Genomic DNA, 13578 nt, shown 5'->3' on the forward strand with positions numbered 1-13578 from the left:
GGGCGGCCCGGGGTCAGGCCGCGCGGAGGGCCAGCACCGCGAGGTCGTCGCCGAGGACGCCGGCGTGCCGGCGGACGTCCTGGTCGAGGAAGGCGACCAGGGTGTCCGGGTCGGTGATCGGCAGGGTGCCCAGCCGGGCGGCCAGCGGGTAGAACGCGCCGTCGCGGTCGCGGGCCTCGGTGACGCCGTCGGTGTGCAGCAGCAGGCTGTGCCCGGGCGGCAGCGGCACGGCGGTGGGCGGGGCGGCCGGGCCGGCCGCGAGGTGGCCGAGGCCGAGCGGGAGGTCCTCGGGGCAGCGGACGGCGGCGACCGTTCCGGGCCCGACCACCAGCGGGGCCAGGTGGCCGCGGTTGACCAGGTCGAGCCGGCCGGTCTCCGGGTCGTGCTGGAGCAGGACGGCGGTGACGAACAGCTCGCCGTCGCCGCGCTGCTCGGCCGCGCGCCGCACCTGCCGGTCGAGTTGGGCGGCGAGTTCGCCGAGGTCGGCGGTCTCGTGGGCGGCGATCCGGAACGCGCCGATCACGTCGGCGACGGTGCGCACCGCCTCCAGGCCCTTGCCGCGCACGTCGCCCAGCAGGATCCGGGTGCCGTGCCGGGTCTCGGACACGTCGTACAGGTCGCCGCCGATGCCGACGTCGGCCTCGGCGGGCCGGTACAGCCCGGCCGCGCGCAGGCCCCCGGCCCGGGCGGGGACGGGGTGCAGCACGGTGTGCTGGAGGGTGTCGACGACGGCCCGCATCCGGACCAGGGCGCGGGCCTGCCGGCGCCGCTGGGTGGAGAGCCCCGCGCCCATCACCCCGGACAGCGCGGTGGCCAGGTACGTCCACAGGTGGTGCTGCTCGTACAGGTGCCCGGACCGCAGGGCGAGCAGCGCCTGCAGGCCCACGGTGAGGACGGTGGCGCCGGCCACCACAGCAGGGCCGACGCTGAACGCCACGACCACCGGCAGCACGGTCAGCAGGAAGCCCGCCGCCACCGACCGCGGGACGGACTCCTCCAGCGCCAGGTCGGCGACCAGCAGCAGGACCGGCAGCAGCCGCGCCCACAGCGGGGTGCGCAGCGCCTCCGCCATCGCCGCCTCCCAGCGGGCGGTGGCCTCCCGGCCGTGCTGGGGGCGCGGCTCCCCGCCGGGGGCGGCCCGGACGGGACTCACGGTGGGCGCGGGCATGCTGACCTCCTCGGCGGGCGCCCGGATGCGGGTGCGGTTCCCCTCCATCGTCCCGTGCCACGGGTCGGGACCACCCCTTGCCAAGGTCCCGACGACTTGGGCCATTGGGCCCGATTCGATCATATTTCAACCATTTGCCGTGGTGTGCGTCACCCTCCCTCGCCCGACGGACCGTCAGCCGCCGCGCACCCGCGCCGCGGCGCCCTCCCGGAGACCGTTCAGCCGGCGTTCAGGAGGACGGGCAGGGTGCGGTAACCGCGCAGCACCAGCCGCTCGCGGCGGACCGCCGGCCCGGCGGACGCCAGGCCGGGGAAGCGGCGCAGCAGGGCGGGCAGCGCGGTGGCGGCCTCCAGCCGGGCGAGCTGGGCGCCGAGGCAGTAGTGCGGGCCGCCGCCGAAGCTGAGCGGCTGGCCGTCGCGGCGGGCCGGGTCGAAGCGCCCGGGGTCGGGGAAGCGCCGCGGGTCGCGGTTGGCGGCGCCGAGCAGCAGCAGGACGCCGGTGAAGCGCGGCACGGGCCGGCCGCCGACGGCGAGGTCGTCGGCCAGCGCGACCCGCGAGGTGAGCTGCACCGGGGAGTCGTGGCGCAGCACCTCGTCGACCAGGGCGGCCGGGTCGAGGGCGCCGTCGCGGAGCTGCGCGGCGGTGTCGGGCCGTCCGAGGAGCAGGGCGAGGGCGTTGCCGAGCAGGTTGCCGGTGGTCTCGAAGCCGGCGATCAGCAGCAGCGCCAGGTTGGCCAGCAGCTCGGTGTCGGACAGCCGCCGCGGGTCGGCGTCGGCGGTCGCCACCAGGGCGCTGACCAGGTCGTCCTTCGGGTCGGCGCGCCGACGGGCGGTCAGGTCGGCGAAGTAGCGGGCGAGTTCCTCGGCGGCGCGGTCGGCGGCGACGAGTTCGTCGTCCTCGACCAGCACCTCCAGGGTGGCGGTGAGGTCGGCGGCCAGCGGGCGGAACAGGTGCCGGTCCTCGTCGGGGACGCCGAGCAGTTCGCAGATCACGCCGATCGGCAGCCGGAACGCGAAGGCGTCGAGGAAGTCCACCGGCCGGTCGCCGTGCGCGGCGAGCTCGTCCAGCAGGGCGTCGACGGCGGCGGTGACGGCGGGCGCGAGGAGGGCGACCCGGCGCGGGGTGAACACCGAGGCGATCAGCGAGCGCATCCGGCCGTGGTCGGGCGCGTTGCGCTCCAGGATCGAGTGGCCGAGCAGGGTCTTGCCCGGGTGGTCGGCGTAGTCGGCCAGGAACTGGGCGCTCAGCTCCGGATCGAGGACCCCGAAGCCGGGCGTGCGCAGGACCTCGTTGGCCTCCTCGTAGCCGGTGACCATCACCATGTACTCGTCGGTCCGCACCGCGGGCCCGAGCGCCCGCAGCTGCTCGTACAGCGGGTACGGGTCGCGGCGGCCCTCCGGGCCCAGCAGCTGGCTGACGATCGTCTCGGTGTCCATGTCCGGCCTTCCCGTCTGCGGTCGCTCCGCCTCTCCGCTTCGCCAACGGGCGGGCGGCGCGCCCGGGTTCCCCGCGGGCGGCCGGCCGGCCGGGGCGTCGGTAGGCTGGCCGGCCATGGAGATCTGGATCAATCCGCGGTGCAGCAAGTGCCGTACCGCGCAGAGCGAACTCGACGCGGCGGGCGTGGAGTACACGGTGCGCCGCTACCTGGACGAGCCGCCGACGGCCGCCGAGCTGACCGAGGTGCTGGGCCGCCTGGGCCTGGAGCCGTGGGACGTGGCCCGGCTGGACGAGCCGGTCGCCAAGGAGCTGGGGCTGCGGTCCTGGGGCCGCGAGGACGCCGACCGGGCCCGCTGGGTGGCGGCGATGGCCGCCCACCCGGCGCTGATCCAGCGCCCGATCATCACCGCCGACGACGGCTACACGGTGATCGGCCGCACCCCGGACGCGGTGAAGGACGTGCTCTCGCACTGACGGCCCCGGCGGTGACAGCCGGCTGACAGCGAGCTGTGAGCGGACCGCGGCAGGCTGGGCCGGAACCTCCGACCCGACGGGAGCCCCGCCGTGCCCGACCTGCCGATCCGTCAGCTGACCGTCACCGCCGTCCGCCGCCCCACCCCGCGCACCGCGCGGGTGAGCTTCGCGCTGCCGCCGGGCGAGTTCGCCCTCGCCGGGCCCGACCAGCAGGTCAAGCTGTACTTCCCGCGCCCCGGCCAGGACCGGCCCGACCTGCCCGCGGCCGCCCCCGGGCAGGACCTGATGGACTGGTACCGGGCCTGCCACGCCGTCCCGGAGCACCGCCGCCCGTGGATGCGGTCCTTCACGGTCCGCGCCCACGACGCCGAACTGCACACCGTGGACGTCGACTTCGTGCTGCACGGCGACGGGCCCGCCGCCGACTGGGCGGCCCGCGCCCGGCCCGGGCAGGAGCTCGCCATGTTCGGCCCCTCCCCCGAGTTCGCCCGCCCGTTCCCGCTGGACGGCGACCGGCCGCTGCTGTTCGCCTGCGACGAGTCCGCGCTGCCCGCCCTCGGCACCCTGGTGGAGGCCCTGCCGGCCGGCGTCCGGGCCCACGCCTGGATCGAGACCGCCGGCCCGGAGGAGCGCCAACCCCTGCTGGGATTCGGCGAGTTGACCGCCCACTGGGTGGACCGCGGCGACGCCGCCCCCGGCACCCGGCTGCTCGCCGCGGTCCGCGCCGCCGACCTGCCCGCCGACCTCGCCCGCGCCTGGCTGGCCGGCGAGGCCGGCACCGTCCGGGCCCTGCGCCGCCACCTGCTGACCGAGCGCCACCTCGCCCGCGAGCACGTCCACTTCACCGGCTACTGGCGCCTCCGACTGACCCAGGACGACGCGCCGACCGCCGAGGACCTCGCCGACGCCCGCGAACTGCTCGCGCGGTACGGGGGCTGAGCGACCGCCTGGTACCGTCCGCCCGGTGACCCTGTTCCCACCCCCGCTGCTCACCCGCCTGCTGGCCGCCGAGCGGATCCTGATCGCCGGCGCGGGCGGCGGCTTCGACGTGTACGCGGGGCTGCCGATCGCCCTCGCGCTGCGCGCCGCCGGCCGCGAAGTGCACCTGGCGAACTCCTCGTTCAGCAACCTGTACGGCCTCGACCCGGACGTCTGGCGGGCCCCCGACCTGGCCCGCGTCACCCCGGACGTGCGCAGCGCCGACGCCTACTTCCCCGAGCGCTCGCTGGCCCGCTGGCTGCGCGACCACCGACAGCCGGACACCGTCTGGGCGTTCCCGTCGACCGGCGTCCAGCCGCTGCGCGCCGCCTACCGGGCCCTGGTCGAGGAGTTCGGCATCGACGCGATCCTGCTGGTCGACGGCGGCACCGACATCCTGCTGCGCGGCGACGAGGCCGGACTCGGCACCCCCGAGGAGGACATGGCCTCGCTCGCCGCCGTCGCCGGCCTCACCGACGTCCCCACCCGGCTGGTCGCCTGCCTCGGCTTCGGCATCGACGCCTACCACGGCGTCAACCACTCCCTGGTGCTGGAGAACCTGGCCGCCCTGCAGCGCGACGGCGGCTACCTCGGCGCGTTCTCCCTCCCCGCCGACTCCCCCGAGGCCGCCCACTACCTGGACGCGGTGGCGCACGCCCGCGACGAGTGCCCCGAGCACCCCAGCATCGTGCACGGCTCGATCGCCGCCGCGCTGCGCGGCGAGTTCGGCGACGTCCGCTTCACCGAACGCACCGGCAACAGCGCCCTGTTCATCAACCCGCTGATGACCCTGTACTTCGGCGTCACCGTCGAAGCCCTCGCCGCCCGCAACCTCTACCTGGACCGGCTGGAGCACACCGTCCTGATGCGCCAGGTCGCCACCGCGATCGCCGCCTTCCAGGACTCCCTCCCGCACCAGCGCCCGCCGCGGGCCTACCCGCACTGAAAAAGCCGCTGCCGCACCGCGCTCCCCCTGTTACCGTCCGCCCGGTGACCCTGCTCCCACCCCCGCTGCTCACCCGCCTGCTGGCCGCCGAGCGGATCCTGATCGCCGGCGCCGGCGGCGGCCACGACGTGTACGCCGGGCTGCCGATCGCCCTCGCGCTGCGCGCCGCCGGCCGCGAAGTGCACCTGGCGAACCTGGCGTTCACCCACCACTACGGCCTGGACGCCGCCGCCTGGGAGGGCCCGCAGCTGGCCCGGATCACCCCCGACACCCGCTCCGCCGAGCCCGGGTTCCCCGAACGCTCCCTGGCCCGCTGGCTGCGCGACCACCGACAGCCGGACACCGTCTGGGCGTTCGCCTCCGCCGGGGTGAAGCCGCTGCGCGCCGCGTACCGCACGCTGGTGCGCCGGCTCGGCATCGACGCGATCCTGCTGGTCGACGGCGGCACCGACATCCTGCTGCGCGGCGACGAGGCCGGACTCGGCACCCCCGAGGAGGACATGGCCTCGCTCGCCGCCGTCGCCGGGCTCCGGTCCGTCCCGCAACGGCTGGTCGCCTGCCTGGGATTCGGCGTGGACGCCCACCACGGCGTCAGCCACTCCCTGGTGCTGGAGAACCTGGCCGCCCTTCAGCGCGACGGCGGCTACCTCGGCGCGTTCTCCCTCCCCGCCGACTCCCCCGAGGCCGCCCACTACCTGGACGCCGTCGAGCAGGCCCGGGCGGCCGCTCCCGAGCGGCCCAGCATCGTGCACGGCTCGGTCGCGGCGGCGCTGCGCGGCGAGTTCGGCGACGTCGAGCGGGCGCCCGGAAGCGACCTGTTCGTCAACCCGCTGATGACGCTGTACTTCGGCGTCACCGTCGAGGCGCTCGCCGCCCGCAACCTCTACCTGGACCGGCTGGAGGGCACCGTGCAGACCCGGCAGATCGCCTCCGTCATCGCCGACTTCCGCGAGGAACTGCCCCGGCTGCGCCCCGCCCGGGCCTACCCGCACTGAACGGCCGTCAGGCCTTGCGGGCCGCGGCGGCGATCTTCGCAGTGGTGTGTAAGAACCGCGAAGTCGCCTGGCCCCGGTAGGACTTGGGGAAGGCGGTGGCCGGGTTGCCGGTCATCCGGCCGCCCCGCAGGTGCATCACCACGAACGCCGCGTCGGCGGTCGCGCCGATCATCTCCCAGTCGCCCTTCGGCGAGGCCGCCGGCAGGGCGACCTCCGGCGGCAGCGGCTCGGAGAGGAACAGCACGCACAGCCGGTCGTCCTCGGTGACCTCCACCCCCGCGAACGGGTCCAGCGCGACCAGCGCCTCGACCTCCTCGACCGTCCGCAGCATCACCGGCACCGGGTACCCCAGGCCCTCCGCGAGGCCCGCCTCGATCCGCGCCGTCAGCGCCGCCCGGTCGGTCTCCGCGCTGCGGAAGAACACGTTCCCGCTCTGGATGTACGTCCGCACGCCGTCCAGCCCGAGGCCGGTGAACAGCTCCCGCAGCCGGTCCATCTTCACGGTGCGGCCGCCGACGTTGACCGCCCGCAGGAAGGCGATGTAGGTCTCCATGCGCGGAGTGTAGGCCGGGCCGCCGACAATCCCGCGCACCGTCGGCGGCCCGGCCTGCGCCCCGCGTCCGGGCCCGGTCGGCGCGTCCGGGCCCGCGACGCCGGGGTCGGCCGTCAGCCGTTCGGCAGGACCACCGCGCGGCCGTTGATCTTCCCGGCGTGCAGCCGCTCGTAGGCGACCGGGGCCTCGTCGATGCCGTACGTCTCGACGTGCACGTCGATCACCCCGGCCCGGGCCAGGTCGAGCACCTCGATGAGCTCGGACCGGCTGCCCCAGTACGGGGAGCTGACCGAGACCTCGTAGGGCAGCACACCGAAGCCGACCGCCAGCGTGCCGCCGCCGATGCCGACGATGGTGACGTCGCCCTCGACGGCCACCAGCTGTCCGGCCAGCGCGGTGGTGGGCGGCGCGCCGACGAAGTCGAACACGGCCTGCGCGCCGAGCCCGGCGGTCAGTTCGCGGACCTTGCCGGCGGCCGCGCCGTCCGACCGCACCGCCTCGTGCGCGCCGACCGCGCGGGCGAGTTCGAGCTTCTCCTCGCTGATGTCCAGGGCGACCACCCGGGCGGCGGTCATCGCCCGCAGCAGCTGGATGGCGACGTGCCCGAGGCCGCCGGTGCCGATCACGACCGCCGTCGAGCCGGGGACCAGCTTCGGCAGCGAGCGCTTGATCGCGTGATAGGGCGTCAGCCCGGCGTCGGTGAGCGGCACGGCCCGCACCGGGTCGAGGTCGCCGAGCGGCACCAGGTGCCGGGCGTCGTCGACCAGCAGGTACTCGGCCAGTGCGCCGGGCGCGCCCAGGCCGGGCGGCATGATGCCCAGCTCGCGCGCCCGCAGGCAGTAGTTCTCCTTGCCCCCGGCGCACTTGGCGCAACTGCCGCAGCCCCACGGGCCGTACACGGCGACCGACTCGCCCTCGGTGAAGCCGGTGACGCCGGCGCCGAGCGCGGCGACCGTGCCGACGCCCTCGTGGCCGAGGGTGAGCGGCAGCGGGAACGGCAGCTGCTCCGCGGACCAGCTCATCACGGCGATGTCGGAGTGGCAGACACCGGCGGCGGCGACCTTCAGCAGGACCTGCCCGGGGCCGGGTTCGGGGTCGGGGACGGTGACCACCTCGGGGTGGCCGCCGACGGTGCGGTACTGGACTGCCTTCATGCTCGAACACGCTCCTTCGCGCGGAACCCCCCTGACGGAAGGTCAGCGGGCGGAGTAGCCGCCGTCGACCAGGTGGTAGCTGCCGGTGACGAACGAGGCCCGGTCGGAGAGCAGGAACGCGGTCAGCTCGGCGACCTCCTCGGCGCGGCCGAGCCGTCCGGCGGGGTGCAGCGCGATCAGCTGCTCGCGCCCGGCCGGGTCGGTGTCCTTGAGCAGCGGGGTGTCGATGAAGCCGGGGCCGACCGCGTTGACCCGGACGCCCTGCGGGGCGTACTCCAGCGCGGTCGTCTTGGTCAGGCCGACCACGCCGTGCTTGGCGGCGACGTACGCGGGCGAGCCGGCGAAGCCGTTGGTGCCGAGGATCGAGGCCATGTTGACGATCGCGCCGCCGCCCGCCGCGAGGATCTCCGGCAGTTCGTAGCGCATCGAGTAGAAGACTCCGTCGAGGTTGGTGGCGAGCACCCGCCGCCAGGCCTGCGGGTCGTACTCGCCGGTCGGGGCGACGGCGCCGCCGATGCCGGCGTTGTTGACGGCCAGCGACAGTGGGCCGAGGCCCTGCACGGTGGCGCGGACGGCGGCCTCGACGGACGCCGGGTCGGTGACGTCGACCTGCACGGCGAGCGCGTTCGCGCCGGTCGCCCGGAGCGCGTCGGCGGCCTCCCGGGCGCCGTCCAGGTTGTAGTCGGCGACGGCGACGGCGGCGCCGCGCCCGGCGAGCAGGGTGGCGACGGCCAGGCCGATGCCGGAGGCCCCGCCGGTGACGAGGGCGGTGCGGCCGGTGAACTCCTGGGTGGTCATGGGTGGTCCTTTCGTACGCCGCGCCGGGGGTGGGCGCGGGTGGTGCGGGCGGCGCCGACGGTCGGTCAGCGCGCGGGTTCGGCGGCGACCAGGTCGAAGGCCCGGTCGATCAGCGCGGGCAGGTCGCCCGCGGGGTCGCGCACCCAGGTGCGGGTGGCGGCGTGCAGGGCGGCGACGCCGAGGCCGACGGCGACGGCGGGGCGCAGGTCGGTCTCGGGGTGCAGGCCGAGCCGGTCGGCGACCAGCCGGATCGACCGCTCCTCCTCGGCGACGGCGATCCGCCGGTAGGCGGCGGTCAGCGCGGGCTCCTCGTCGATCAGCGCGAACAGGTCGCGCATGCCGGGCCGGCGGTGCCAGGCCGGGTGGTCGCCGTCGTGCAGCCAGGCGGTGACGGCGGCCCGGTACGCGGTGAACGGCGGCTCGGCGGCGGGCCGGGCGGCGAGGGCCTCGTTGATCCGGGCGAAGTCGGCGCGCAGGCAGTCGAGGACGGCATCCTCCCGGGACGGGAAGTACCGGCTGAAGGTGCGCCGGGAGACGTCGGCGGCGTCGGTGACGTGCTCGACGGCCAGGGCGGCCAGGCCGCGTTCCAGGGTGAGGCGCAGCGCGGCGTCGGCCATCGCCTCGCGGGTCCGGCGGGCCTTGCGGTCGCGCCGGCCGAGCGGGACCGGCGGCTGCTGCTGGTCGGTGCTCATGCGCACCACCCTACTCCCGGAAATGTCCCGGCGGGACACGAGTCCCGCCGGGACACCCGGGTCCGGGTCGCGCTGCTCACGCCCCGGACGGATCCCCGCACGGGGTCACTGGCCGGACGGGCCCCAGAGGCGGTCGGTGCAGCGGGCGTAGGTGTCGCGCCAGTGCGGCCAGTGGCGGGCGGTCTCGTCGTCGCAGTCGGCCAGCAGGCGGTCGATCTGCGCCGGGTCGACGCCTTCCAGCAGCCAGACCAGGGCGTCGGACGGGGCCGGGCCGTCGGCGTGGCGCAGCAGGTCGAGCAGCTCGGGCAGGGTGCCGATCCGGGAGCCGGGCTGGAAGACGCCGGACATCCGGGGCAGCAGCTGGCGCTCCTCGATCCGCAGGTGGGTCTCGACCCGGGCGGCGAGCTCCTCGACGGCGTACGAGACCGGCCAGGAGCTGGCGGGGTCGCGGGTGGCGATGCCGACCAGGGTGGTGGTGCGGGTGAAGCACTGGTCGAGGTTGTGGTGGTCGGACTCCAGCCAGTTGAGCAGCAGCCGCAGTTCGGGCGCGAAGCGGCGCAGCAGCGGCCACAGCCGGGTGTCCTGCTGCTCGTGGTGGCAGGTGACCATCGCGGTGACGAAGTCCCAGTGCCGCTTGAGGGCGAGCGCGCTCTCGTGGTCGTCGGGCTGGAGCAGCCGCAGCGCCTGCGGGATCCGGGCGAGGTCGCGCCGGACGGCGGCGTGCACCAGGCGCAGCCCGGCGAACGGGAGGAGCTCGGCCACCGGCGCGGCGGGGATCTCCTCGCGCGGGGCGGTGGCGGTCGTCGGGCCGACGGGCAGCAGGTGGCGGGACATGGCGCTCTCTTCACGACTGGCGGGGCTGGCCGGAGCGGGGAGCCGCGGTTGCGGCGCCCCGGTCCAGTTCTCCGGTCCACGGGTTCCAGGGTGGGAGCAGTGCATCAGGGGCGAATGAACGACCGATTGATGTGCAGGTCAGGGCGGTTTCGGAGCGCTCGTGGGCGGTTTCCGGAAGGACTCCGACGGTCCGTCAGTCGGATTCCGGTCCGGCGGTGTTGGCGGTCAGCCACTCCAGCGTGTGCGGGATCATCTTCTTGAAGTCCGAGGTGAGGTGCTTGCCGCCGGGCTGCTCGTAGTACTCGACGGTGGTGGGGGCCTTGGCCTTGGCGACCCAGGCCTTGACCAGCTTGGTCTCGTACGGGTTGGCGCCGCCCGCGGTGGCCAGCATCCGCACGTCGGCGGTGCCGGCGCCGATCAGCAGGTCGGGGCTGTTGGCCTGGCGCTCCTGCTCGTGGCCCTTCCAGAGCGGCGAGTCGGGGTTCCAGTAGCCGTCGATCGGCACCGCGGCCTTGAACACGTCGGGGTGCTGCAGGGCGAGCTTGGCGCTGCAGAACGCGCCGGTGGAGGCGCCCATCACGGCCCAGCCGTCGCGGCCCTTGACGGTGCGGAAGTTGGCGCGGACGAAGTCGGGGATGTCCTGGGACATCCAGGTGCCGATCTTCGGCTGGCCGGGGATGTCGGCGCACTCCAGGGCCTTGGACTCGTTGGAGTCCAGGTTCTGCACCGGCATGATCATGATGAACGGGTGGGCCTTGCCCTCGGCGGCCATCTGCTGGTCGATCTCCTGGATCGGCAGCTGGTTGTCGGTCCAGGTGTTGTAGCCGGCGCTCTGCCCGCCCGCGTACAGGGTCAGCACCGGGAAGCCGGTCTTCGCGTACTTCGGGTCGTTGTACTGCGGCGGCAGCCACACCCAGACCTTGCCGGTGACGCCGGACTTGGCACCGGTCAGGGTGGTCATCATGATCGGCCCGGCACCGGTGTCGCGGACCTTGGACAGCTGCGCGGCCGGGCCGGTCGGCATCAGCACCTTGGACGGCTTCGGCGGGGCGCTGCTGCTCTGCGCGGCGGACGCCGACGGGCGGTCGGCGGAGATCGCCGCCTTGGCGTCGCCGGAGCCTCCCCCGGTGCTGCCGCAGGCCGTGAGCGGGGCGGCGAGGGCGAGCAGGGCGGCGGCGGTCAGCAGGCGTCGTACGGCGGGGCGGGGCTGCGGCAGCACGGATCGGTCTCTCCGGGCGGGGGCCGACCCCGGCAGCCGGGAGGGCCCTGGTCATTGGGCTGTGGCCGGGTCCGCCGCGCGCTGGTGGCGGGCGCTCCCGGTGGACGGCCGCGGCCGCACGGGTGTGCGGCGGGCGGGCCGTCCGAGATCCTATGACGTGCTGCCCCCGGGCCCGGTTGCGAAGGGGTGAACAACCCGCCGACCGGCGGGGGCGGCCCCCGGCCGGTCGGCGGGGGCCGCCCGTCGCCGCCGATGCGGCGTCAGTTGCGCCAGGTGTCGTTCAGCGCGACCTTGCCGCTGGACGGGACGGTGGCGGTGCGGTTGGCGCCGCTCTCCCAGGTGACGGCGCCGGAGGCGTCCTTGCGGATGTACTTGTACTGGATCGCGGTGCCGGCGGGCAGCGCCACGTCGAGCTTCCACACCGGGTAGGCGGCGGAGGACAGCGGCAGCGCCTTGGCGGTGTCCCAGCCGCCGAGCCCGGCCGCGTCGCCGACCACGAAGATGTTCTGGCCGTACACCGTGGTGGCGTTGACCGCGAAGGACGCGCCGGAGGCGGTGGCCGGGGCGGTGGCGCCGACGTACAGCGCGACGGCGTCGCCGGCGCCGACGGTGGCGGTGAACTTCCCGTCGGAGCCGACCGCGTAGGTCGGGCCGGAGCAGCCGCCGCTCACCGGGTCGCCGTGCTGGACGTCGCAGTAGGTGCCGGCGGGCAGCGAGGTCTGGAAGGTCTGGGTGATCGCCGAGGTCTCCCGGTTGATCGCCACGTAGCCCTTGGCGCCGCGGCCGAACGCGATCGCGTTGTTGCCGTTGGACCACCAGTTGGTCATGCCGGTGCCGGCCACGGCGTTGCGGAAGCCGACCATGTTGGCGACCTGCCGCCAGGCGTGGACGCAGTTCCAGCCGTTCTGGTAGCAGGCGGTGACGGCGCCGCCGTTGGGCGGGCCGTCGTCGTTGCTGCTGAACGCGTAGCCGGAGTACACGTTCGGCGAGCCGTAGGGGTTGGCCAGCATGAAGACGTTGGCCAGCGTGTAGGTGGAGCCGTCCTTGTAGGTGAGGGTGGAGCCGTTGCGCTCGGTGTCCCAGTTGTCGACGAAGGTGCGGGCCTGGGAGGAGGGCAGCAGGCCGCTGCCCCAGCTCTGCAGGTCGGCTGTTCTCCCGCCGTTGAAGGCGCTCTTCAGCCACGTCCCGGAGCGGAACTCGTCCACGTCGCCGTTGCCGGTGTACTCGGAGGGCTGGATGGGCTCGCCCGCGCCGTAGATGACCTCCTGCACCCAGTAGGCGTTGGGGTTGCTCGTCCTCGCCTTGATCGCGGCCAGGTCGCCGGCGGCCACGTGCTTGGCGGCGTCGATCCGGAAGCCGTCCACACCGAGCGAGAGCAGGTCGCTCAGGTAGTTGGCGATGGTCTGCTGGACGTACGCGGAACCGGTGTCGAGGTCCGCCAGGCCGACCAGTTCGCAGTTCTGGACGTTGGAGCGGTCGTTGTAGTTGCTGATCGGGCTGCGGCAGCCGTGGAAGTCCTGGTCCTGGTAGAAGCCCGGGTAGTTGTACTTGGTGTAGACCGTGCCGCCGGTGCCGGTGCCGCTGCCCGCGCTCATGTGGTTGACCACCGAGTCGGCGAGCACCTTGACGCCGGCCGCGTGGCAGGTGGCGACCATGTTCTTGAACGAGGTGCGGTCGCCGAGCCGGCCGGCGATCTTGTAGCTGACGGGCTGGTAGGAGGTCCACCACTGGGAGCCCTGGATGTGCTCCTGGGGCGGGGAGACCTCGACGAAGCCGTAGCCCTTGGGGCCGAGGGTGTCGGTGCACGCCTTGGCCACCGAGTCGAACTTCCACTCGAACAGGGTGGCGGTGACGTCCTTGCTGCTCGGCGGGGCGGCGGCCGCGGTGGGGGCCAGCGCGAGTCCGGCGCCGGCCGTGAGGCCGAGCGCGGCGAGGGCGGTGCAGGCGGCGACGGCGCGCTTCCTGCGGCTGGGGGCGGGGGTGGGCAAGGGAGCACTCCTGGGGGAAGCCCGGTCCGCGGACGCAGGTCGCGGGACGGGAGGCGGCAGGGTGGGGGGCCGCGACGGCGGGGGGTCGGCGCCGTCCGTACGACGTGGGGGATCGCTGCTGAAAGCCACTGCAAGACTTCTGAAACTTGCTGGAAACTTGCAGTGGCCATGACCTTAGGGTCAGCCCGGACGGCCGTCAAGGGAGCCTGCGGGCCCGTTCGCGGCCCGGGAAAACGGCAGCGCCGGGGCCCCGCCCCCCCGGGGGACAAAGGCGGGCGCGGCGCCGCCCGCGGGGGGGGGGGCAGGCCCCACCCCCGGGGGTATAAAAAAAAAACGCAGCCC

General features: G+C 74.8%; 13 protein-coding genes. 4 read left to right on the forward strand and 9 right to left on the reverse strand.

All coding sequences use genetic code 11. The features are described 5' to 3' along the window. Window positions 1-13: 13 nt before the first annotated feature. Together ACFV1L_RS32890 and ACFV1L_RS32895 are read right to left on the reverse strand one after the other, a co-directional pair. Window positions 14-1168, reverse strand: a complete 1155-nt coding sequence (locus tag ACFV1L_RS32890) for a PP2C family protein-serine/threonine phosphatase (RefSeq protein WP_380373064.1) — start codon at window positions 1166-1168, stop codon at window positions 14-16. 218 nt (window positions 1169-1386) lie between these two features. Further along, window positions 1387-2604, reverse strand: a complete 1218-nt coding sequence (locus ACFV1L_RS32895; protein ID WP_380373067.1) for a cytochrome P450 — start codon at window positions 2602-2604, stop codon at window positions 1387-1389. Window positions 2605-2719: 115 nt separating this feature from the next. Between ACFV1L_RS32895 and ACFV1L_RS32900 the strand changes: the two genes are divergently transcribed. The 4 genes from ACFV1L_RS32900 (at window position 2720) to ACFV1L_RS32915 (ending at window position 5998) form a co-directional block, all read left to right on the forward strand. Next, the gene (locus ACFV1L_RS32900; RefSeq protein ID WP_380373069.1) at window positions 2720-3079 is read left to right on the forward strand and encodes an arsenate reductase family protein; all 360 of its coding nucleotides are present in this window, start codon (window positions 2720-2722) and stop codon (window positions 3077-3079) included. Window positions 3080-3169: 90 nt separating this feature from the next. Next, on the forward strand, window positions 3170-4018 hold the full coding sequence (locus ACFV1L_RS32905; RefSeq protein WP_380373070.1) for a siderophore-interacting protein: 849 nt from the start codon (window positions 3170-3172) through the stop codon (window positions 4016-4018). 25 nt (window positions 4019-4043) lie between these two features. Continuing rightward, window positions 4044-5003, forward strand: a complete 960-nt coding sequence (locus ACFV1L_RS32910) for a DUF1152 domain-containing protein (RefSeq protein ID WP_380373073.1) — start codon at window positions 4044-4046, stop codon at window positions 5001-5003. 44 nt (window positions 5004-5047) lie between these two features. Further along, a complete protein-coding gene (locus tag ACFV1L_RS32915) occupies window positions 5048-5998 on the forward strand; it encodes a DUF1152 domain-containing protein (RefSeq protein ID WP_380373075.1) in 951 nt (316 codons plus the stop codon). A 7-nt stretch (window positions 5999-6005) separates the two neighbouring features. Here the strand turns inward: ACFV1L_RS32915 and ACFV1L_RS32920 are convergent, their stop codons facing one another. The 7 genes from ACFV1L_RS32920 to ACFV1L_RS32950 all read right to left on the reverse strand — a co-directional run bounded on the left by ACFV1L_RS32920 (window position 6006) and on the right by ACFV1L_RS32950 (window position 13236). Next, a complete protein-coding gene (locus ACFV1L_RS32920) occupies window positions 6006-6551 on the reverse strand; it encodes a DUF1697 domain-containing protein (RefSeq protein WP_380373078.1) in 546 nt (181 codons plus the stop codon). Between the two features lie 113 nt (window positions 6552-6664). Further along, on the reverse strand, window positions 6665-7705 hold the full coding sequence (locus tag ACFV1L_RS32925; RefSeq protein WP_380373080.1) for an NAD(P)-dependent alcohol dehydrogenase: 1041 nt from the start codon (window positions 7703-7705) through the stop codon (window positions 6665-6667). Between the two features lie 42 nt (window positions 7706-7747). Continuing rightward, window positions 7748-8503, reverse strand: a complete 756-nt coding sequence (locus ACFV1L_RS32930; RefSeq protein WP_380373082.1) for an SDR family NAD(P)-dependent oxidoreductase — start codon at window positions 8501-8503, stop codon at window positions 7748-7750. Between the two features lie 65 nt (window positions 8504-8568). After that, on the reverse strand, window positions 8569-9195 hold the full coding sequence (locus ACFV1L_RS32935; RefSeq protein WP_380373084.1) for a TetR family transcriptional regulator: 627 nt from the start codon (window positions 9193-9195) through the stop codon (window positions 8569-8571). Window positions 9196-9300: 105 nt separating this feature from the next. Beyond that, a complete protein-coding gene (locus ACFV1L_RS32940) occupies window positions 9301-10029 on the reverse strand; it encodes a hemerythrin domain-containing protein (protein WP_380373087.1) in 729 nt (242 codons plus the stop codon). A 193-nt stretch (window positions 10030-10222) separates the two neighbouring features. After that, window positions 10223-11248 carry an alpha/beta hydrolase gene (locus ACFV1L_RS32945; RefSeq protein WP_380373090.1) on the reverse strand — a complete coding sequence of 342 codons (1026 nt, stop codon included), beginning with the start codon at window positions 11246-11248 and terminating at the stop codon, window positions 10223-10225. A 260-nt stretch (window positions 11249-11508) separates the two neighbouring features. Next, the gene (locus ACFV1L_RS32950; RefSeq protein ID WP_380373092.1) at window positions 11509-13236 is read right to left on the reverse strand and encodes a carbohydrate-binding module family 20 domain-containing protein; all 1728 of its coding nucleotides are present in this window, start codon (window positions 13234-13236) and stop codon (window positions 11509-11511) included. Between the last annotated feature and the right edge of the window lie 342 nt (window positions 13237-13578).

This window comes from Kitasatospora sp. NPDC059646 (assembly GCF_042734615.1).
Classification (GTDB): Bacteria; Actinomycetota; Actinomycetes; order Streptomycetales; family Streptomycetaceae; genus Kitasatospora.